Origin of the sequence: Lentzea indica (assembly GCF_012184385.1) — a bacterium.
In the GTDB taxonomy this organism is placed as follows: Bacteria; Actinomycetota; Actinomycetes; order Mycobacteriales; family Pseudonocardiaceae; genus Lentzea; species Lentzea indica.
Map to the genome: position 1 here is coordinate 1 of NZ_VSRL01000012.1, position 20934 is coordinate 20934.

Below are 20934 nucleotides of genomic sequence, written 5' to 3' on the forward strand. Positions count from 1 at the left end.
CCTCAACCTCGTGAGCACGGGGTCGGCCGCGCCGACCGCTGTCGACCTGGCCGCGCAGCAGCAACAGGTCCACCACCACCACGGCGGTCACGCCGGCTACGGCTACGGGCACCGCAAGCACCGCGGCCTCGGTGGTCTCTTCTTCTCCTCCTGACGTGCGACGGCCCCGGATCCCTGCTCCGGGGCCGTTGACTACTACCGAAAATCCAGGCGATAATCGGTAGTCAACGGGAGGAGTAGCCATGTCTGTCGCGACCGAGGCCGCCCACATCCGGGATCTCTTCGAAACGATCGAGGAGCTCGAGTCCGTGGCGTCGTCCCTGGCAGAAGACGACGAACGCCGCCGCAAGCTCGACGGCGTGGTGGCCAAGACCCTCCGCCAAGCCCCGCCGGTACGCCCCGTGGTGGCCGGCGAACTCCTCGACCTCACCGAGAAGACAGTGAAGGCCTGGGCCCGAGAGGGCGTGCTGGCCATCCACAGCCAAGCACCGCGCATGCTGCTCGACACCGTGCGCCTCCACGAGGTCCTCCACCTCGTCTCCGACCTCCGCCGCGCAGGCAAGACCCGCGGCCTGATCGACGAAGTCCACCGCCGCCTCAGCGACCAGTCGTTGCTGGACCGCTCCGACCTGGCCTCGTCCCTGGACGAGATGCGCAGTGGCAGAGGACGCGTGGTCCGCTCAGCTTGATCCAGGTAGTAGAAACCCACACAGCGCACGCCCAGGCCAACGGCCTTCGCGGCCGCGCCCGCGTGGCCTACGAACGCTTCCTCGACGAACTGGCGCACTCAGGCTGCGCCACCCTGGGCTACCGCGTGACGGGCCCAGAACCCCTGCCGCGCCTCTGCGTAAAACACCTGCGCGGCGCCGACCGCGTAGTGGTCGCCTTCCCGTCACCCGACGTCGTGTGGGTGCTGCTGGTCGGACCGCACGACGACGACCCAGGCCTCGACCTCTACGAGGCCCTCTACGAGATGGCGGGCGTACGCCCCCGCCTCTCCGAGAAGCGCACCAAACCCCGCTGCTGCACCGACGAGTCCGGCGTCCCGCCACTAGTGGACGAGCACCTGGTGGACGACCTCGTCATCCGCGCCCGAGCCCTGGCCCGAGCCCGCCGCCGCTGAGACATCTCCCCCACGGGCAGACATCAGGGTTCACCGACAAGAAAAGTTGTCAGGACGGGGATAGTTGTCTAGGCTCTGGTTCAACGACGAACGGAGACGCCGATGTCCTTCCAGGCCTACCTCGACGGCGCGGAGAAGAAGACCGGCAAGACTCCGGCCGAACTGCTGGCAGCGGCCGCAGAGCGCGGCTACGACGCGACCACCAAGGCGGGCGTGGTCCTGGAATGGCTGAAGACCGACTACGACCTGGGCCGCGGACACGGCATGGCGCTGTACCACGTGCTGAAGAACGGCCCGGAGATCAGCGCGAAGCACGTAGGCACCAACGGCAGCCACCGAGACGAGTCGACAACGCTCCGCCTGGACGGCCTAGCCAACCGCTGACGTGTTGGTGGTACCCAAAGGCGATTCGATCATGAGTTGGCGGTACTTGCAGACGCCAATTGATCGAGGGCCGAAGGCCCGAGCCGAAGCGACGACGCAGCCGAGCAGCACTTCACACACAACGCGGGTGGGGTGGTCCCGTCACGAGTCGCAGGCGAAGCCCTGCCGCGCTCGGGATGGGGAGTCAAGGCACGCCTTTCGCCTTGACTCCCCATCCCGAGTGTGGCTGCCTCTGGTGCGACTCGTGACGGGACCACCCCACACCAACGCAACCCACCAACGCAACAGCACCCCGCCCAACGCAACCGGCGTGCCATCAGCCCGCGACCGGCGCTGGCCGGTCTTTGATCAGTTGTCGGGGGTCTGGGGGCAGCGCCCCCAGGTGAAAGCACGCAACCGCCAGCCGCCAACGCAACAAGACCACCCACGAAACCCGAGCGCCCCAAAACAAAACGGCCCCCGGAGCCAAAGCTCCAGGGGCCGTTCAGCACCAACGACTACCGGTAGTCCCGGCCAAAGTCGTAGTCGTCCAGCGGCACCGCAGCACCAGTCCCAGTCCCGAAGACGTCGGGCGTGTAGTACCCGTCGTCGTAGGAAGGAATCGCGTACGCAGCCGCACGCGCCTCCTCAGTCGGCTGAACCTGGATGTTGCGGTAGCGGTTGATCCCAGTACCAGCCGGGATCAACTTACCGATGATCACGTTCTCCTTCAGACCGATGAGCTTGTCCGAACGCCCGTTGATGGCGGCGTCGGTCAGCACACGAGTGGTCTCCTGGAACGACGCGGCGGACAGCCACGAGTCGGTCGCCAGCGAGGCCTTCGTGATACCCATCAGCACCGGACGACCGGCAGCCGGCTCGCCACCCTCGGCGACGACCGCGCGGTTGCCCGACTCGAAGTCGGCACGCTCGACCAGCGAGCCCGGCAGGAACTCGGTCGCGCCGGAGTCGATGATCGTGACCCGGCGGAGCATCTGCCGGACGATGACCTCGATGTGCTTGTCGTGGATCGCCACACCCTGGGCGCGGTACACCTTCTGCACTTCCTGAACGAGGTGCAGCTGGGCCTCGCGCGGGCCCATGACACGCAGGACCTCGTGCGGGTCGGGCGTACCTTCCAGCAGCTGCTGGCCGACGGCCACGTGGTCGCCGTCCTGCAGCGGGCCCGTCGCCGTGTTGGCGAGACGCTGACGCTTGGACAGCTTCTCGAACACGATCTCCTCGGAGCCGTCGTCCGGGATCAGCGTGATCTTCCAGAAGCGGTCGCCGTCCTCGATGCGGACGCGGCCGTCGACGTCGGCGATCGGCGCCTTGCCCTTGGGGACACGGGCCTCGAAGAGCTCCTGGACACGCGGCAGACCGGTCGTGATGTCGTCACCGGCCACACCGCCCTGGTGGAACGTACGCATCGTCAGCTGCGTACCGGGCTCACCGATCGACTGGGCGGCGACGATGCCGACGGCCTCGCCGACGTCGACCAGCTGACCGGTCGCCATCGAGCGGCCGTAGCAGGACGCACACACACCGACCGCGGACTCACAGGTCAGCACCGAGCGCACCTTCACGCGGAGGATGCCGGCCTCGACCAGCGACGCGAGCGCCGGGTCGCCGAGGTCGTCGCCGCGGCTCAGGACCAGGTTGCCTGCGCGTCGGTGATGTCGTCCGCGACCGTGCGGGCGTAGACCGACGTCTGCGCGAACTCGTGCAGGCCGACCTTGTCGCCCAGCTGCTCGCCGACCGTCATCTGCACACCACGGGTGGTGCCGCAGTCGACCTCGCGGATGATGACGTCCTGCGAGACGTCCACCAGACGACGGGTCAGGTAACCCGAGTCGGCGGTACGCAGGGCGGTGTCGGCCAGACCCTTGCGGGCACCGTGCGTCGCGATGAAGTACTCCAGCACCGACAAGCCCTCGCGGAACGAGTTCTTGATCGGGCGCGGGATGTACTCACCCTTCGGGTTGGTCACGAGACCACGCATACCCGCGAGCGAACGGACCTGCGTCATGTTGCCGGCGGCGCCGGACTGCACGATGACGCGGATCGAGTTGTCCTCGGGGAAGTTGTCTTCCATGATCTCGTGGACCTGCTCGGTGGCCTTGGTCCACACCTTGACCAGCTCGGAGTTGCGCTCCTCGTGGGAGAGCTGACCGCGCTGGTAGCGCTTCTCCACCGCGTCCGCGAGGCGCTCGTGCTCCTCGAGGATGTCCTGCTTCGCGGCGGGCACGAGGACGTCCGAGATCGCGACGGTCACGCCGGAACGGGTGGCCCAGTGGAAACCGGCGTCCTTCAGCTTGTCCAGCGTCCGGGCGACGGTGACCATCGGGTACCGCTCTGCGAGGTCGTTGATGATCACGGCCTGCCGCTTCTTGGGCATGACCTCGTTGATGAAGGCGTAGTCCTGCGGCAGGATCTCGTTGAACAGCACGCGACCCAGCGTGGTCTCCGCGAGCCACGGCTGACCGGGCTCCCAGCCCTCCGGCTCCTGCCCCTTGGGCGGGTTCTTGTCGGAGACGCGGATCTTCACCATCGACTGCAGGCCCAGGACCTTGCGGTCGAACGCCATCAGGGCCTCGGCGGGCGACGAGTAGAAGTGACCCTCGCCGATGTCGCCGGGCTTGTGACGGGTCAGGTGGTACAGGCCCGTCACCATGTCCAGACGCGGCATGGCCAGCGGCTTGCCGGACGCCGGGGACAGGATGTTGTTCGACGACAGCATCAGCACGCGGGCCTCGGCCTGCGCCTCGGCGGACAGCGGCAGGTGGACTGCCATCTGGTCACCGTCGAAGTCGGCGTTGAACGCCTCACAGACCAGCGGGTGCAGCTGGATGGCCTTGCCCTCGACCAGCTGCGGCTCGAAGGCCTGGATGCCGAGGCGGTGCAGCGTAGGTGCACGGTTGAGCAGCACCGGGTGCTCGGTGATGACCTCTTCCAGCACGTCCCACACGGCCGGGCGCGCACGCTCGACCATCCGCTTGGCGGACTTGATGTTCTGCGCGTGGTTGAGGTCGACCAGCCGCTTCATCACGAACGGCTTGAAGAGCTCCAGCGCCATCTGCTTGGGCAGACCGCACTGGTGCAGCTTGAGCTGCGGGCCGACCACGATGACCGAACGGCCGGAGTAGTCGACGCGCTTGCCGAGCAGGTTCTGACGGAACCGGCCCTGCTTGCCCTTCAGCAGGTCGGACAGCGACTTCAGCGGGCGGTTACCGGGACCGGTGACCGGGCGGCCGCGGCGGCCGTTGTCGAACAGCGCGTCGACGGCCTCCTGCAGCATCCGCTTCTCGTTGTTGACGATGATCTCGGGCGCGCCGAGGTCGATCAGTCGCTTCAACCGGTTGTTGCGGTTGATGACGCGGCGGTACAGGTCGTTCAGGTCGGAGGTCGCGAAGCGGCCACCGTCGAGCTGCACCATCGGGCGCAGGTCCGGCGGGATGACCGGAACGCAGTCCAGCACCATGCCCTGCGGGTTGTTGCGGGTCGCCTGGAAGGCGGCAACGACCTTGAGGCGCTTGAGCGCACGCAGCTTCTTCTGGCCCTTACCGCTGCGGATCGTCTCGCGCAGGATGTCGGCCTCGGCGTCGACGTCGTAGTCACCCAGCAGCTTCTGGATGGCCTCGGCGCCCATGGCCCCGGTGAAGTAGTCGCCGTAGCGGTCGTACAGCTCGCGGTAGAGCAGCTCGTCCGCGATCAGCTGGGCGCGCTCGAGCTTGGTGAACGTCGACCAGATCTCGTCGAGGCGGTCCAGCTCGCGCTGGGCGCGGTCGCGGAGCTGGCGCATCTCACGTTCGCCACCCTCCTTGACCTTGCGGCGCACGTCGCTCTTCGCGCCCTCGGCCTCGAGCTCGGCCAGGTCGGCCTCGAGCTTCTGCGCGCGGGCCTCGACGTCGGCGTCGCGACGGTTCTCGACGCGCTTGCGCTCGACCTGCATCTCGCTCTCGAGCGTCGGCAGGTCGTTGTGGCGAAGCTCCGCGTTCACGCCCACGATCACGTAGGCGGCGAAGTAGATGATCTTCTCGAGGTCCTTGGGGGCCAGGTCGAGCAGGTAGCCCAACCGGCTGGGGACGCCCTTGAAGTACCAGATGTGCGTGACCGGAGCGGCGAGCTCGATGTGGCCCATGCGCTCACGACGCACCTTCGCACGGGTCACCTCGACGCCGCAGCGCTCACAGATGATGCCCTTGAAGCGCACGCGCTTGTACTTGCCGCAGTAGCACTCCCAGTCCCTGGTGGGACCGAAGATCTTCTCGCAGAACAAGCCGTCCTTCTCAGGCTTGAGCGTGCGGTAGTTGATGGTCTCGGGCTTCTTGACCTCGCCAAAAGACCACTGGCGGATGTCGTCCGCGGTCGCGAGACCGATACGGAGCTCATCGAAGAAGTTGACGTCGAGCACGTCTACTCTCTTCCCCTTTTTAGATCGGTGGCAAAGGAGCTGGTCGGAAGGTCAGGGAGAGCTACGCGGGAGGCATTGCTCTCCCTGACCGGCGAGGTGACTAGTTGACGACGTCGTCCACGGAGGGCGACTCGGACCGCGACAGGTTGATGCCGAGGTTCGCGGCCGCGCGCTCCAGGTCCTCGTCGTCGCCGTCGCGCATCTCGATCGCGGCACCGTCCGAAGACAGGACCTCGACGTTGAGGCACAGCGACTGCAGCTCCTTGAGCAGCACCTTGAAGGACTCCGGGATACCGGGTTCCGGGATGTTCTCGCCCTTGACGATGGCCTCGTAGACCTTCACGCGGCCGAGCACGTCGTCGGACTTGATGGTGAGCAGCTCCTGCAGGGTGTATGCGGCGCCGTACGCCTGCATCGCCCAGCACTCCATCTCACCGAATCGCTGACCACCGAACTGCGCCTTACCACCCAGCGGCTGCTGCGTGATCATCGAGTACGGGCCGGTCGAACGCGCGTGGATCTTGTCGTCCACCAGGTGCAGCAGCTTCAGGATGTACATGTAGCCGACCGACACCGGGAACGGGTACGGCTCGCCGGAGCGACCGTCGAAGAGCTGCGCCTTGCCGTTCTCCTTGACCATCCGCTCACCGTCGCGGTTCGGGATGGTGGAGCCCAGCAGGCCCGTGATCTCTTCTTCCTTCGCACCGTCGAACACCGGCGTGGCGGTCTTGGTGCCGGGGTCGACGTCGTACAGCTCCTCGGGCAGGTTCTTCGCCCAGTCCGGGTCGCCGTTGACGCTCCAGCCCTGCTTGGCGATCCACCCGAGGTGGGTCTCCAGCACCTGGCCGATGTTCATACGACGCGGCACACCGTGCGTGTTCAGGATGATGTCGACCGGCGTGCCGTCCTCGAGGAACGGCATGTCCTCCGCGGGGAGGATCTTGCCGATGACGCCCTTGTTGCCGTGGCGGCCGGCGAGCTTGTCACCGTCCTGGATCTTGCGCTTCTGGGCCACGTAGACGCGGACGAGCTCGTTCACGCCCGGAGGCAGCTCGTCGTCGTCCTCACGCGAGAAGACGCGGATGCCGATGACCTTGCCGTACTCACCGTGCGGCACCTTCAGCGAGGTGTCGCGAACCTCGCGCGCCTTCTCACCGAAGATCGCGCGGAGCAGGCGCTCCTCGGGGGTCAGCTCGGTCTCGCCCTTGGGCGTGACCTTGCCGACGAGGATGTCACCGGGCTGGACCTCGGCACCGATGCGGATGATGCCGCGCTCGTCCAGGTCTGCCAGGACCTCTTCGGAGACGTTCGGGATGTCCCGGGTGATCTCCTCGGCGCCGAGCTTCGTGTCGCGGGCGTCGATCTCGTGCTCCTCGATGTGGATCGAGGTGAGAACGTCGTCCTGCACGAGGCGCTGCGACAGGATGATCGCGTCCTCGTAGTTGTGGCCTTCCCACGGCATGATCGCCACGAGCAGGTTCTTGCCGAGCGCCATCTCACCGTTCTCGGTGCACGGCCCGTCGGCCAGGACCTGACCCACCTCGACCCGGTCGCCCTCGTTGACGATGGGCTTCTGGTTGATGCAGGTGCCCTGGTTCGAGCGACGGAACTTGTGCAGCGCGTAGGTGTTGCGCGCACCGTCGTCGGCCATGACGGTGATGTAGTCGGCGGAGACCTCCTCGACCACACCGGTCTTCTTCGCGACGACGACGTCACCGGCGTCGACGGCGGCACGCAGCTCCATGCCGGTGCCGACCAGCGGCGACTCGGAACGCAGCAGCGGCACGGCCTGACGCTGCATGTTCGCACCCATCAGGGCGCGGTTCGCGTCGTCGTGCTCGAGGAACGGGATCATGGCGGTCGCGGCCGACACCATCTGGCGCGGCGAGACGTCCATGTAGTCGACGTCCATCGGGTCGATGAACTCGACCTCGCCGCCCTTCTTGCGGACCAGGACGCGGTCGTCGGTGAAGTTGCCCTCGTCGTCGGTCGGCGAGTTCGCCTGCGCCTTGACGAAGCGGTCTTCCTCGTCCGCGGTCAGGTAGTCGATCTGGTCGGTGACCCGGCCCTCGACGACCTTGCGGTACGGCGTCTCGATGAAGCCGAACGGGTTGACCCGCGCGTACGACGAGAGCGAACCGATCAGACCGATGTTCGGGCCTTCAGGCGTCTCGATCGGGCACATGCGGCCGTAGTGCGACGGGTGGACGTCGCGGACCTCCATGCCGGCCCGCTCACGGGACAGACCACCGGGACCCAGCGCCGACAGGCGGCGCTTGTGGGTCAGACCCGCAAGCGGGTTGGTCTGGTCCATGAACTGCGACAGCTGCGAGGTGCCGAAGAACTCCTTGATCGCCGCCACGACGGGACGGATGTTGATCAGGGTCTGCGGCGTGATGGCCTCGACGTCCTGCGTGGTCATGCGCTCGCGGACGACGCGCTCCATGCGGGACAGACCCACGCGGATCTGGTTCTGGATCAGCTCGCCCACGGTGCGCAGACGACGGTTGCCGAAGTGGTCGATGTCGTCGACCTCGACGGGAACCTCGGTGCCGTTGGCGCCGTCCATCTGCGTCTCACCCGCGTGCAGGCGGACGAGGTACTCGATCGTCGTGACGATGTCGTCCTCGGTCAGCACACCGGTGTTGATCTCGGTGTCCAGGCCCAGCTTCTTGTTGACCTTGTAGCGGCCAACCTTCGCCAGGTCGTAGCGCTTGTCCTTGAAGAACAGGTTCTCCAGCAGGGCCTGCGCGGACTCCTTCGTGGGCGGCTCGCCCGGACGCAGCTTGCGGTAGATGTCGAGCAACGCCTCGTCGGTACCCGCGGTGTGGTCCTTCTCGAGCGTGGTCAGCAACGTCTCGCTGAACGCGAACCGCTCGCGGATCTGCTCGGTGCTCCAGCCCAGAGCCTTCAGCAGCACCGTCACCGGCTGGCGACGCTTGCGGTCGATGCGGACACCAACGGTGTCGCGCTTGTCGACGTCGAACTCCAGCCAGGCACCCCGGGACGGGATGATCTTGACGCTGAAGACGTCCTTGTCCGTCGTCTTGTCGACCGCGGTGTCGTAGTAGACACCAGGCGAACGCACGAGCTGCGAGACAACCACGCGCTCGGTGCCGTTGATGATGAACGTGCCCTTGTTCGTCATCATCGGGAAGTCACCCATGAACACCGTCTGGCTCTTGATCTCGCCAGTGGTGTGGTTGGTGAACTCCGCCGTGACGAACAGTGGTGCCGCGTACGTCATGTCCTTGTCCTTGCACTCTTCGGTCGAGGCCTTGACCTCGTCGAAGCGCGGGTCGGAGAAGGACAGTGACATGGAGCCGGAGAAGTCTTCGATCGGCGAGATCTCGTTGAGGACCTCTTCGAGGCCGCCCGTCGGGGTCTCGTCGCCGGCGTCGACGCGACGCTGGAACCACGCCTCGTCGCCGGTGAGCCATTCGAACGACTGGATCTGCAGGTCGAGCAGGTTGGGCGTCGAGAGCGGCTCGTGAATCTTTGCGAACGAGACGCGCTTCGGCGCTCCAGGGATCCCCGACGTGGAGTTGGTCGCAGCAGTGGCCTTGGTCGCGCGAGAGATCGCCAAGATGCGTCCTTCCAGGGACAGGTAGCTGGCTAGAGCGAACTAGCACGGCTGTCAAGGGTGCGGCGATGCCCGACTAATCCACGCTCTCGGCGAAGGGCAAGCGGAAAATGGGCAGCGCAAAGGGGCAGTCTAGCCACGCGCACGGCGACTGTCGAGAGGCACCTGGAAGGACCCTCCTCTTGCTCACCGACAGAGTGACCCTGCATGAGCGTGCAGTCAAGATGTTGCGTGGCGATCCACTCTCTGGATGGAGCGCTATTTGCCGAACATCACCCATTTGACCTGCACAAACACGCGTGCGGCCGTTTTGGTGGGAAGTTGGCGGCTTCAAGTGAACTTACAGAGCGCCACGAGAATTGTGTGACTGAGATCACGCGTGTCGGGGCTGGCGGAGGGGGTCCGAGCAGTGCTTTCAGGGCACTTCCGACGTCCTCACAGCGAAGTTGATCTTAGGACACGATGATCGCTGGGCCGACACCGGCCCGGGCCAAACGACCGGCGGGCGTCAGCAGCCCTGCAGCTCGCGCTTCTGCTCGGCGCTGGCGCCGAACATCTCCATGTTGTCGATCTTCCACCGGCCGCCGTCGTCGATCGCGCTGACGCGGAGCATGGCGGTGCCGCCACCGGACTGGTTGTCGGTGGTGCGGGTGGTGACCTGGTCGGCGAACACCAGCACAGTCGCGCGGCCGTCCTTCAGCGACGACACGGCGGAGGACACCACACGGACGGTCACGACCAGCTTCTGCTGCGGCGCGATCTCCTTGACCGGGCCGAACACGGCGTTGTACTGGCACAGCGCCTTGCCGGTGAGCAGCTCCTTGGCCGCCTTCTCGGTGGCCTCCACGTCCGCGAAGTTGTACGAGAACGACTTCTCCACGGCCGAGCGGATCTGGCCGTTCACCGCCGAGGTGGTCGCGGAGTCGACCAGCGCGGCGTCGTAGGTCACCGAGCGGGACTTGACCATGAAGAACGTGCCGAGGCCGCCCAGCAGCACCGCGACCAGCAGCAACGCCGACGGCAGCACCCAGCCGGAACGTCCCGATGCGACAGGCTCAGCGTCCGTCTTCTCGGCGACGGGCTTGGTCTTCTCCTGCTCGGCCTTCTTCTCCGGGCTCTTCTTCTCCGCGGCCGGCTGCTTCACGGCCGGTGGCGTCCACTCGACCGCCTCCGGTGCCTTGAGCTCCTCGGCCTCCGGCGCGTCCACGAGTTCGTCCGGCGCGACCTCCGGAGCAACGGGCTCGGAGGACGCGCGGCGGCTCAGGCCGGCGACCTTGGGGCGGCCTCCGGCCGGCGGAGCGGGGATGGGGCGGCGGCGAGATGGGGGCACGTGCACTCGTCCAATCAACTCTGGCCGAATCAGATGCCCACCCGCATCTGGCCCAGCTGGCTCAGCTTCCAGCCGTCCTCGGTGCGGGTGAGCTCGGTGAGAAACCGGTCGATCTTGGTGGCCTTCTGGCCGCCCTCTGGGGTCACGGAGTACTCCACGACGGCGATCATCTTGGCCTTGCCGGTGCGGTCGTCCAGCTCGGTGAGCGCGGCGTCCAGCACCTTCGACTCGGTCACCGACTTGGCGTCGACCAGCTGCTTCTTGCGCTTGTCCTTTTCGGAGTCGATCTGGGCGCGCAGTTCGCCGGTCGACGAGTTGAGCCAGCGCTGCAGGTCCTCGTCGACCTTCTTGTAGTCGAGGGTCGTGAAGTTCGTGATGGCGACCTGGCCCGACCGCAACGCCTCGTCGCGGTGCGAGGCGTACTCCGATTCCGACGAGTGCGACGCCGCGTACCAGGCCACGCCGAAGTACGCGGCGTACCCGAACGTCAGCACCGCCAGGACCGCGGCGACACTCAAGATCACATTGGTGGTGAAGATCCGCACTACTTCTTCTCCTCTGGCAAGCCCAGCAGCTGGCCCAGCGACGTCAGCAGCGGCCGCTCGGGAGCAGCCTGCGCGGGTTCCTGACCCGGCTGCGTCGTCGCGTTGCCGACCGGTGTCGTCGGCGTTCCACCGTACGGCGCATTCTGCGAGCCTCGCACCGAGGTCGCGCTGCCGCGGGCCAGAGCGCAGTAGGCCTGCGTGTTCAGCGGTGCGGCAGAGGTGTCGTTGCCAGTACGGATGGTCGTGCCCTCGTAGCCGACGGTGCACGGCATCGGGTCGAACGCGTTGAGCGCGAGCCCGAAGTGCGCCGTGCCGTCGCCCGGCGCCACCGAGAAACCACCACCGACGGCGATGGGGTACGTCACGGCGATCTGCTCCAGACCATCGCGCCTGGTCACGAGGATGTGCGACGTGGTCAGCAGGTTCGCGAAGACCACACCGAGGTTCGGCCCGCTCTCCTTGAGCAACGCAGAGACCTGCTCGGACGCCGGCGGCACCGCGACGATCAACCGCCGCAGGTCGCCGTCGGACGCCTTCAGCTGCTCCGCGATCAACCGCAGGTCGCCGCTGAACGAGCGGATGGCACCGCCCTGCGAAGCCTGCGTGGCCAGCACGATCCGGCCGTCCTTCAGCAGCTGCGTCGTCTGCGGCAGGTGCTCGGAGGCGGCCCTGGTGAACGCGGAGGTGTTGTCGATCAGCACCTGCAGGTCGCCGCCGGTGCCGCTGAACGCGTTGTGCAGCTCGTCGACGACGGTCTTCAAGGAGTCCGTCGGCACCGACGACGCGAACGCGTCCAGGTTCGACAACAGTCCGTCGACCGGCGGCGGTGTCTTGGTCGCCGAGCGCGGAATGACCGACCCGGCCTCCAGGTACGGGGCCCCGTCGCTCTTCGGCCGCAGGTCCACGTACTGCTCACCGACGGCCGACCGGTTCGCCACGACGGCCTCGGTCGACGCCGGCACGCGCGGTGCGTCCGCGTCCAGCTCCAGGTCGACCTCGATGCCGTCGGAGGTGAGCCGCAGCTGCCCGACCCTGCCGATCGTGACGCCGCGGTAGGTGACCTCGGCGTTGGTGAAGATGCCGCCGGAGTCGGCGAGTTGCATCGTCACCGTGGTCGTCGACGACTTGAACAGACCGACGTACGTCGCGCTGACGTACGACACGCCCAGCAACGCGACCAGCACGAACGCGCCGATCTTGAGCTTCGTCCCCCGCGTGATCACTTGCGACCACCTCCCAGCAGGCCGCCGAGCAGGTCGCCCAGCCCGGACCCGGTGCCCTGCCCGAGGTCCGGCAGCGGGATGTTCGGCATCGGCAACGGCGTGCCCTGGCTCGGCACCAGCGAGTCCAGCGGGGACTGCCGCGACCGCCCGAGGTTGTCGAGGATCGTGCCGAGGTTCAGGTCCAGGTCGGCGTAGAGGTTCGTGTAGTCGCCCTTGATGCCGTCGACCGCCTCGTCCGGGAACGGGTAGGTCAGCAGCAGCTCCAGCGACTTCGGCAGGTTCTGCCCCGACTCCGCGAGCTTCGTCAACGTCGGCTGCAGCGCCTTCAGGTCGGCCACGATGTCGTCACGGCTCCTGTTGACCGTGTCCACCGCGACGTCGGAGAGCTTGTTCAACGACTGCAGCAGCGTCACGAGCTGCGTGCGCTGCTCGGCCAGCACCTTCAGGCCGGGCTCCAGGTCGGTCAGCGCCACCGCGATCTTCTCGCGCTGCTGCGCCAGCGTGCCGGCGAGCCGGTTGATCGAGTCGAGCGCGCGGACGATCTCCGCCTTGTGCTTGTCCAGCTCCCCGACGAAGGTGTTCAGGTTGCCCAGCAACGAGCGGATCTCCTGCTCGTTGCCCTCCATCGCGGCGTTGAGCTCCTTGGTGATGTGCTGCAGCTGAGCGACACCACCACCGTTGAGCAGCATCGACAACGCGCCGAAGACCTCTTCGACCTCGGGGTTGCGGTTGGTCTTCGTCAGCGGGATCACGGCGTTGTCGGCGAGCTCGCCCACGGCGTCCTTGGGCTTGCCCAGCTCGACGAACTTCTCACCGAGCAAGGCCGACTGGCGCAGGTTGGCGAACGCGTTCGCTGGCAGCTGCACGTCGCCGTTGACCAGCATGGTGACCTCGGCGGTCCAGCCGTCCTGCGCCAGATCGATCTTCTCGACCCTGCCGACCGGCACGTCGTTGACCTTCACGCCCGCCTGCGGCACCAGGTCCAGCACGTCCTTGAACTGCGCCTTGACCCGGTAGGGGTGATCACCGACGTCGGCACCACCCGGCAGCGGCAGGTTGTAGACGCCGTCGAACCCACCGGAACCACAACCGGCGAGAACCAGCGCTGTCAGCGCGATCGCGAGCTTCCTCACTGGGGCACCCCCGCGAGCGGCAGGGGCAGCGGCAGCTTGCCCGCGTTCATGTCGCTGAGCACCTCGGCCGGCGACTTCAGCGGAACCGCGCCGGTCAGGACCGGCTCCAGCTGCTTGCACGTCTGTGCGAGCACCGGCGGCACGTTGTTCGGCGTCGCCTGCTGGACCAGCTTGCAGATCAGCACGATCGGCGGCTGGTTGAGCTCGTTGATGTTCGCGCGGGTGTCGAGCGTGCCGGACGCCGCGTTGTAGGAGTTCTGCAGGTTGCCCAGCGCCAGCGGGGCGACGTCGAGAGTCTCCGCCAGGGCGGCCCGCTGGTTCACCAGCACCTGCGTGATCGAGGCGAGCTTGTCCACGTTGGACTTGAGCACCTCGCGGTTGTCCTTGATGAAGCCCTGCACCTGCCCCAGCGCGGTCGCCAGCTCGTTGAGCGCTGCACCGAGGTCACCGCGTTCGTCGGCGAGCATCTTCGACACGTCGGCGAGCTGCTTGTTGAAGTCGCGCACCTGGCTGTCGTTCGCGGCCAGCATCGCGGTGAACTTCTGCAGGTTGTCGACCGTGGCAAACAGGTCCTCTTTGGACCCGGACAGCGTGCGCGTGGCCTGGCCGAGGTTCTTCAACGTGTCGTTGAGCGCCTGGCCGTTGCCCTCGAGGTTCTTCGCGGCGGAGTTCAGCAGGTCCGCCAGCGCGCCGTCCGCGTTCGCACCGTTGGGACCCAACGCGGTCGTGAGCTTGTCGAGCGACTGGTACAGCTCGTCCAGCTCGACCGGCGTCGCGGTGCGCTCGCGCGGGATCACGGCGTTGTCGCCCAGCGTCGGCCCACCGGTGTAGGCGGGGGCGAGCTGGACGTACCGGTCGCTGACGACGCTCGGCGAGACCACGACGGCCTGCGCGTTCTCCGGGATCCGCACGTCGCGGTCGACGGTGAAGACGACCTTCACGGTCTTGCCCTCCGGCGTGACCTCGTCGATGGTGCCGACCTTCACGCCCAGCACCCGCACGTCACCGCCGGGGTAGACGCCGACGGCCGCGGCGAAGTGCGCGGTGACCTTGCGCCCGTTCATGCCGGCGAAGACCCACCACATGCCCGCGGTCACGACCAGTGCGAGCACGCACGCGATCGCGATGAACCGCGCCATGTCGCGCCCTGCTTTGGTGTTCGAGGTCGTCATCGCTGCACCCCCGGAGGCAGGCAGCCTTCTTCGTTGAACCCGACGACTCCGAGGTTCACCGCGGGCGGCAGCAGGCCACAGATGTAAGTGTCGAACCAACGGCCGTTGCCCAGGGTGTTCGCGAACACCCGGTAGAACGGCGCCATCAACGCGAGGCTGCGGTCGAGGTTGTCCTGGTTGCGCTGCAGGATCGTGGTGACCCTGCCGAGCTGCTCCAGCGCGGGCTTGAGCTGGTTCTGGTTGTCGTTCACCAGACCGCTCAGCTCACGGGCCAGGTCGCGGGTGCCGGTCAGCAGTGCGCTGATCGACTCGCGGCGCTTGCGCAGCTCACCGAGCAGCAGGTTGCCGTCCGAGAGCAGCTTCTCGAACTCTGCGTTGCGGTCGGCCAGCGTCTTGGTCAGCTGCCTGGTGTTGTCCAGGAGCTTGGCCAGTTGCTCGTCCCGCGAGGAGATCGTCTTCGACAGCGCGGACAGACCGTCCAGCGCGCCCCTGACGTGCTCCGGCGAGTTCTTGAAGGTGTCGGACAGCACCGTGAAGCTGTCCGCGAGCTGCTTGGTGTCGATCTGGCCGACGGTCGTCGCGAGTCCGTTGAACGCCTCGTTCACGTCGTACGGCGCGAGCGTGCGTTCCTTCGGGATCGGGTTGCCAGGGCTCAGCGGCGCGCTCCCCTGCGGGTCGAGCGAGAGGAACTTCTGGCCCAGCAACGTCTTGATGCGGATCATCGCGGTCGTCCTGTCGCCCACCCAGGCGTCCTTGACCTTGAACGTCACCCGCACGCGGTCGCCGTTCAGCTTGACCTTGGTGACCTTGCCGACCTTCACGCCGGCGACGCGGACCTCGTTGCCCGGCACCAGTCCCGCCGCCTCGCTGAAGTCCGCGGCGTAGCTCGTGCCACCGCCGATGATCGGCAGGTCGTCCGAGTAGAACGCGGCCAGCAACAGCAGGACGATCAGTGTCAGGCTGACCGCGCCAGTCCGGATCGGGTTGCGTTCCTTCATCGGCGGCACCTCTGTTGTGTCACCGGCAACGCCGTGATCGGAACGGGGTCCTTGATGACCGGCGGAACCGCGATCTGACCGGTTCCCTCGCACAGGAAGAAGTTGAACCACGAGCCGTACGTCGCGGTCCTCGTGATCGTCTCCAGCTTGTTCGGAAGTCCCTGCAACATGCGGTCGACAAGCACCTCGTTGTCCCCCAGCGTCTTCGAGACGATGCCGAGCTGCGCGATGTCGTTCTTCAACGGCTCTCGCCCCTGCTCCAGCAGACCGGAGGTGGCGTTGGTCAGGTCGCCGAGCGCGGTGATCGCGTCGCCGATCGGCTGACGGTCCTGCGCGAGTCCGGACACCAGCGTCTGCAACGTGACCACGAGGTTGTTGAAGTCCTCGTCGCGTGAGTTCACGGTGTCCAGCGCGGTGTTGAGGTTGTCGACGACCTCGCCGATCACCTTGTCCTTGCCGGCCAAAGTGCTGGTCAGCGACGCCGTGTGCTGGAGCAGGCTGTCGATCGTGCTGCCTTCTCCCTGCAGCACCTGGATGATCTCGAACGACAGCTTGTTCACGTCCTCCGGCGACAGCGCCTGGAAGAGCGGCTTGAAGCCGTTGAACAGCACGGTGAGGTCGAGCGCGGCCTTGGTGCGGTCCAGCGGGATGGTGCCGCCTTCTGGCAGCACCGCCCTGGTGTCACCGGTGCCGGCCTCGAGCGCGATGTACCGCTGTCCCACCAGGTTGCGGTACTTGATCGTCGCGGTGACCGACTCCGGCAGCTTGCGGTCGCCGTCGATCGAGAACGCGACCTCGGCGGTCTTGCGGTCGACGACCTTGATCTCGTCGACCTGCCCGACGCGGACACCGGCGATGCGGATGTCGTCACCCTCGTTCAACGCGGTCACGTCGGTGAACTGCGCTTTGTAGTCCGTGGCATCGGCCAGGTTCACGTTGGCGATGGTCACCGCGAGCAGCGTCGTGGCGAGGATCGTGACCACCGCGAAGGCGATCAGCTTGATCAGCGGGGCGAGCACACCCTTCACTTGACGGTCACCTCCGTTCCACGGACGAGCGGCCCGAGCAGCAGGCTCGACCAGCCGGGCATGTCCTGCGGGTCGACGCCGATCCGCGGTCCGAAGAGCGCCGCGATCAACCTGGCCTCCTCCGGCGAGTTGGCGAGCCGCAACACGTCCGCGGACTGCGGCACCGTCACGTTGCCGGCGTTGGCGGGCGGCAGGATCCCGTCGTTGGCCACGCGGGCGGGCGGCGGCGAGCTGGAACCGTCCTGCACCGGGCCCTCCGGCGGGTACTGCGGGAACGGGTTCGGCCTCGGCACGATGTCGTAGCAGCGAGGTCCGCGCTTGTCCTTGTACTCCGGCTCGTCGAGGTTCGGCTTGTACTTGCCGCGGTTCTGCGTGATCTCCAGCGTGATGTGCAGGCCGGGCTCGTTCGTGCCCTCGCCGAACGCCTTGCTGATGATCGGCTCGAACTCCGCGAGCCCCTTGAGCAGGCACGGGTACTCGGGCGCGTACTTGGCCAGCAGCTCCAGCGTCGGGCGGCCGGTGTCGGCGAGCCCGATGATGTTGTTCTTGTTGACCGTGAGGAAGCTCGTGAGGTCCTGCGAGGTCGTGGTCATCGACCCGTACAGCGCGAGCAGGTTGTCCCGCTGCTCGACGACGGTCTTGGTCGTCGTGGTCATGTCGTTGAGCGCCTGCAGCAGGTCCGGCGCGGCGTCCGCGTAGACGTTCGAGACGTCCGCGAGCTTGGAGATGTTCTCCTTCAACGCGGGCAGCTGCGGGTTGAGCTCACCGAGGTACTTGTCGAGCGACACCAGCGTTTCGCCGAGCGGCTTGCCGCGGCCGTCGAGGGCCTGTGACAGCGCGGTCAGCGTGGTGGCGAGCTTCTCCGGCTGGATCGCCTGCAGCACCGGCATCAGGTTGTCGAGCACGCGTTCGAGCTCGATCGCGCTGCTGGTGCGGTCCTGCTCGATGACCGCGCCTTCCTTGATCGCGCCGCTCTTCTGCTGCGGCAGCACGAGGTTCACGTACCGCTCGCCGAACAGCGTCTTGGGCAGCAGCCGCGCGCTGACGTTGCCGGGGATCTGCTCGACCTTGTCCGGCAACAGGGCCAGCTCCAGCTCGGCGCCGTCCCCGCTGGTGCGGATGGCCTTCACCGAGCCGACGATGAGGCCGCGCACCTTGACGTCGCTCGCCGTCTGCAACTGGTTGCCGATGTGGTCGGTCTTGAGCGTGACCTTCACGTAGTCGCTGAAGACGTCCTTGTACAGCGCCACCGTGAGTGACAGGAACATGGCGATCGCGAGAAGAAAGGCGATGCCCAGCACGCGTTTCTTCATCCGGCGATCCTCACTGTGGTCGTGGCTCCCCAGATCGCGAGGCTCAGGAAGAAGTCGAGCAGCGCCGTCGTGACGATCGCGGTCCGCACCGCACGTCCGACCGCCACACCGACGCCCGCCGGCCCGCCGCTCGCGCGGTAGCCGTAGTAGCAGTGGGTCATGATGATCACGACCGCGAAGACCAGCACCTTGCCGAACGACCACAACACGTCGATCGGGGGTAGGAACAGGTTGAAGTAGTGGTCGTACGTGCCGGCCGACTGCCCGTAGAACTCGACGGTGATCGTCCTGGCGGCCAGGTAACTCGTCAGCAACCCGATCACGTACAGCGGGATGATCGCGACGAAGCCGGCGATGATCCGCGTGGTGACCAGGAACGGCAGGCTGGGGATGCCCATGACCTCCAGCGCGTCGATCTCCTCGGAGATCCGCATCGCACCGAGCTGGGCCGTGAACCCTGATCCAACGGTGGCTGAAAGGGCAAGGCCCGCCACGAGCGGCGCGATCTCGCGGGTGTTGAAGTAGGCGCTGACGAAGCCGGCGAACGCACTCGTGCCGATCTGGTTGAGCGCGGTGAAGCCCTGAAGACCGACAACGGTGCCGGTGAAGACGCTCAGCCCGACCATCACGCCGATCGTGCCGCCGATGACCGCGAGCGCACCACTGCCGAAGCTGACCTCGGCCAGCAGCCGCATCGTTTCCTTGCCGTACCGCTTGAGCGCGCGCGGGGTCCAGGCCAGCGCCTTGATGTAGAACGCCAGCTGGTCGCCGAAGCCGTCCAGAGTGGACATCGCCTTGTTCGCCATCAGCTCCCCTTCGCGGGCACGACCGTCAGGTAGATCGTGGTGAGGACGAAGTTGACGAAGAACAGCAGCAGGAAGGTGATGACCACGGCCTGGTTCACCGCGTCACCGACGCCCTTCGGCCCACCGGCCGGGTTGAGCCCCCGGTACGCGGCCACGATGCCCGCGATGAACCCGAAGATGAGCGCCTTGATCTCGCTGATCCACAGGTCGGGCAGCTGCGCCAACGCGGAGAAGCTCGCGAGGTAAGCGCCCGGCGTGCCGTCCTGCATGATCACGTTGAAGAAGTAGCCGCCGAGCACACCGACGACGCTCACCATGCCGTTGAGCAGCACGGACACCAGCATCGCGGCAAGCACCCGCGGCACCACAAGACGATGGATCGGACTGACGCCGAGGACTTCCATGGCGTCGATCTCTTCGCGGATCTTGCGAGAGCCGAGATCAGCACAGATCGCACTGCCGCCGGCACCCGCGATCAGCAGTGCCGTCACGATCGGACTGGCCTGCTGGATGATCGCGAGCACGCTGGCCGCACCCGTGAACGACTGCGCGCCGATCTGCCTCGTAAGACTGCCGAGCTGCAGCGCGATGACCGCACCGAACGGAATGGAGACCAGCGCCGTCGGCAACACCGTCACGCTGACGATGAACCAGCTCTGCTGGATGAACTCCCGGAGCTGGAAGGGCCTGCGGAACGACGTCCGCACGACGTCGATGCCGAGCTGGCACAGCTTCCCGGTCTCCCGCAGCGCACCAGCGCCGGGGAAAGTCGTCTGCGCAGTCACAGCACACCGCCCTGACGCGGCCAGGGACTCGGAGTGGGAGCCGTCGCGTGCACGTTGTAGCGCGCCTGCTCCTCCGGCGTGAGGCTGGCGATGATCCCTTGCTGCGCCTCGTACGGCAGGTGGTGAATGATCGACATGACCCGGTCCTTGCGCCGCCTGACAGCGTCCCGGAACGGCAGCCCAGGCGTCGGCTCCAGCTGCGGCACGACACCGCGCACGTCCTCGTCCAACGATCCGTCGGAGTGCCCGGCGTCCGCGTGCGCCTGCTCGGCGGCCATCGTGGCCTGGTCCTTCTCCTCGGACATGCCGATCGGTCCGAGCCGTCGCCCGTTGAGGAACTGCTCGACAACCGGCTCATCGCTGGTCAGCAGCACTTCGCGAGGCCCGAACATCACAAGCTCCCGCCGGAACAACATCCCGAGGTTGTCCGGCACGGTGCGAGCAATGTTGATGTTGTGCGTGACGATGAGGATCGTCGCGTCGATCTGCGCGTTCAGGTCGATCAACAGCTGGCTCAGGTACGCCGTGCGCACCGGGTCGAGCCCGGAGTCCGGCTCGTCGCACAGGATGATCTCGGGATCGAGCACCAGCGCACGGGCAAGACCAGCCCGCTTGCGCATACCGCCCGAGATCTCACCGGGCAGCTTCCTCTCGGCCCCGACAAGACCGACCATCTCCATCTTCTCGAGGACGATGCGCCTGACCTCGGCCTCGGTCTTGCGGGTGTGCTCCCGCAACGGGAAGGCGATGTTGTCGTACAGGTCCATCGACCCGAACAACGCGCCGTCCTGGAACAGCACGCCGAACATCTTCCGAATCTCGTAAAGCTTGTGCTCAGAGCACCGCACGAGATCCGTGCCGTTGATGACGATCTTGCCCTGCTCCGGCTTGAGCAGACCCACCAGCGACTTCAGGAACACGCTCTTGCCGGTACCAGACGGCCCGAGCATCACGCTGACCTCACCTGGCGGCAGCGTGAGCGTGACGTCCTGCCAGATGGTCTGCTTGCCGAAGGACTTCGTCAGACCCTCGACGACCACCTCGACGCCCATCCGCACCTCCGCACACGCCCAAGACGCCGCGGCGATCGGCGTCACACCTGGGCAACGAGTTCGTTC

The 20934-nt window shown here is 66.7% G+C and carries 15 protein-coding genes and 1 pseudogene; 3 read left to right on the forward strand and 13 right to left on the reverse strand.

Going from position 1 to position 20934, the window contains the following annotated elements; all coding sequences use genetic code 11:
- Positions 1 to 242 precede the first annotated feature (242 nt).
- The 3 genes from FXN61_RS05320 to FXN61_RS05330 all read left to right on the forward strand — a co-directional run bounded on the left by FXN61_RS05320 (position 243) and on the right by FXN61_RS05330 (position 1507).
- Positions 243 to 689 (forward strand): hypothetical protein, encoded by a 447-nt coding sequence (locus tag FXN61_RS05320; RefSeq protein WP_167970799.1) that lies wholly within the window; start codon positions 243 to 245, stop codon positions 687 to 689.
- Complete coding sequence (locus tag FXN61_RS05325; protein WP_167970801.1) at positions 686 to 1123, forward strand: hypothetical protein; 438 nt, start codon at positions 686 to 688, stop codon at positions 1121 to 1123. The genes FXN61_RS05320 and FXN61_RS05325 overlap by 4 nt, the downstream gene beginning before the upstream one ends.
- Before the next feature lie 102 nt (positions 1124 to 1225).
- Positions 1226 to 1507 (forward strand): DUF4287 domain-containing protein, encoded by a 282-nt coding sequence (locus FXN61_RS05330; protein ID WP_167970803.1) that lies wholly within the window; start codon positions 1226 to 1228, stop codon positions 1505 to 1507.
- A gap of 497 nt (positions 1508 to 2004) precedes the next feature.
- On the opposite strand, the pseudogene FXN61_RS05335 reads toward FXN61_RS05330, so the two are convergent.
- From FXN61_RS05335 to FXN61_RS05395, 13 genes and pseudogenes are all read right to left on the reverse strand, one after another.
- A pseudogene (locus FXN61_RS05335) lies at positions 2005 to 5900 on the reverse strand (DNA-directed RNA polymerase subunit beta').
- Positions 5901 to 6000: 100 nt separating this feature from the next.
- Positions 6001 to 9486 carry a DNA-directed RNA polymerase subunit beta gene (gene rpoB, locus FXN61_RS05340; protein ID WP_167970805.1) on the reverse strand — a complete coding sequence of 1162 codons (3486 nt, stop codon included), beginning with the start codon at positions 9484 to 9486 and terminating at the stop codon, positions 6001 to 6003.
- Positions 9487 to 9991: 505 nt separating this feature from the next.
- The gene (locus tag FXN61_RS05345; protein ID WP_167970807.1) at positions 9992 to 10813 is read right to left on the reverse strand and encodes a hypothetical protein; all 822 of its coding nucleotides are present in this window, start codon (positions 10811 to 10813) and stop codon (positions 9992 to 9994) included.
- 29 nt (positions 10814 to 10842) lie between these two features.
- Positions 10843 to 11358, reverse strand: a complete 516-nt coding sequence (locus tag FXN61_RS05350) for an Rv1363c family protein (RefSeq protein WP_167970809.1) — start codon at positions 11356 to 11358, stop codon at positions 10843 to 10845.
- Entirely contained in the window at positions 11358 to 12581 is a 1224-nt protein-coding gene (locus FXN61_RS05355) for an MCE family protein (RefSeq protein WP_167970811.1), read from the reverse strand. Before FXN61_RS05355 ends, FXN61_RS05350 begins: the two co-directional genes overlap by 1 nt.
- The gene (locus FXN61_RS05360; protein WP_167970812.1) at positions 12578 to 13714 is read right to left on the reverse strand and encodes an MCE family protein; all 1137 of its coding nucleotides are present in this window, start codon (positions 13712 to 13714) and stop codon (positions 12578 to 12580) included. The genes FXN61_RS05355 and FXN61_RS05360 overlap by 4 nt, the downstream gene beginning before the upstream one ends.
- Positions 13711 to 14886 (reverse strand): MCE family protein, encoded by a 1176-nt coding sequence (locus tag FXN61_RS05365; RefSeq protein ID WP_167970813.1) that lies wholly within the window; start codon positions 14884 to 14886, stop codon positions 13711 to 13713. Before FXN61_RS05365 ends, FXN61_RS05360 begins: the two co-directional genes overlap by 4 nt.
- Positions 14883 to 15884, reverse strand: a complete 1002-nt coding sequence (locus tag FXN61_RS05370) for an MCE family protein (protein ID WP_167970814.1) — start codon at positions 15882 to 15884, stop codon at positions 14883 to 14885. Before FXN61_RS05370 ends, FXN61_RS05365 begins: the two co-directional genes overlap by 4 nt.
- A complete protein-coding gene (locus FXN61_RS05375) occupies positions 15881 to 16912 on the reverse strand; it encodes an MCE family protein (RefSeq protein WP_167970815.1) in 1032 nt (343 codons plus the stop codon). Before FXN61_RS05375 ends, FXN61_RS05370 begins: the two co-directional genes overlap by 4 nt.
- Positions 16909 to 18225, reverse strand: a complete 1317-nt coding sequence (locus tag FXN61_RS05380; protein WP_167970816.1) for an MCE family protein — start codon at positions 18223 to 18225, stop codon at positions 16909 to 16911. Before FXN61_RS05380 ends, FXN61_RS05375 begins: the two co-directional genes overlap by 4 nt.
- Positions 18222 to 19031 (reverse strand): MlaE family ABC transporter permease, encoded by an 810-nt coding sequence (locus FXN61_RS05385; protein WP_167970817.1) that lies wholly within the window; start codon positions 19029 to 19031, stop codon positions 18222 to 18224. The genes FXN61_RS05380 and FXN61_RS05385 overlap by 4 nt, the downstream gene beginning before the upstream one ends.
- Positions 19031 to 19816 carry an MlaE family ABC transporter permease gene (locus FXN61_RS05390; RefSeq protein WP_167970818.1) on the reverse strand — a complete coding sequence of 262 codons (786 nt, stop codon included), beginning with the start codon at positions 19814 to 19816 and terminating at the stop codon, positions 19031 to 19033. The genes FXN61_RS05385 and FXN61_RS05390 overlap by 1 nt, the downstream gene beginning before the upstream one ends.
- Positions 19813 to 20868 carry an ABC transporter ATP-binding protein gene (locus FXN61_RS05395; protein WP_167970819.1) on the reverse strand — a complete coding sequence of 352 codons (1056 nt, stop codon included), beginning with the start codon at positions 20866 to 20868 and terminating at the stop codon, positions 19813 to 19815. Before FXN61_RS05395 ends, FXN61_RS05390 begins: the two co-directional genes overlap by 4 nt.
- Positions 20869 to 20934: the final 66 nt, after the last annotated feature.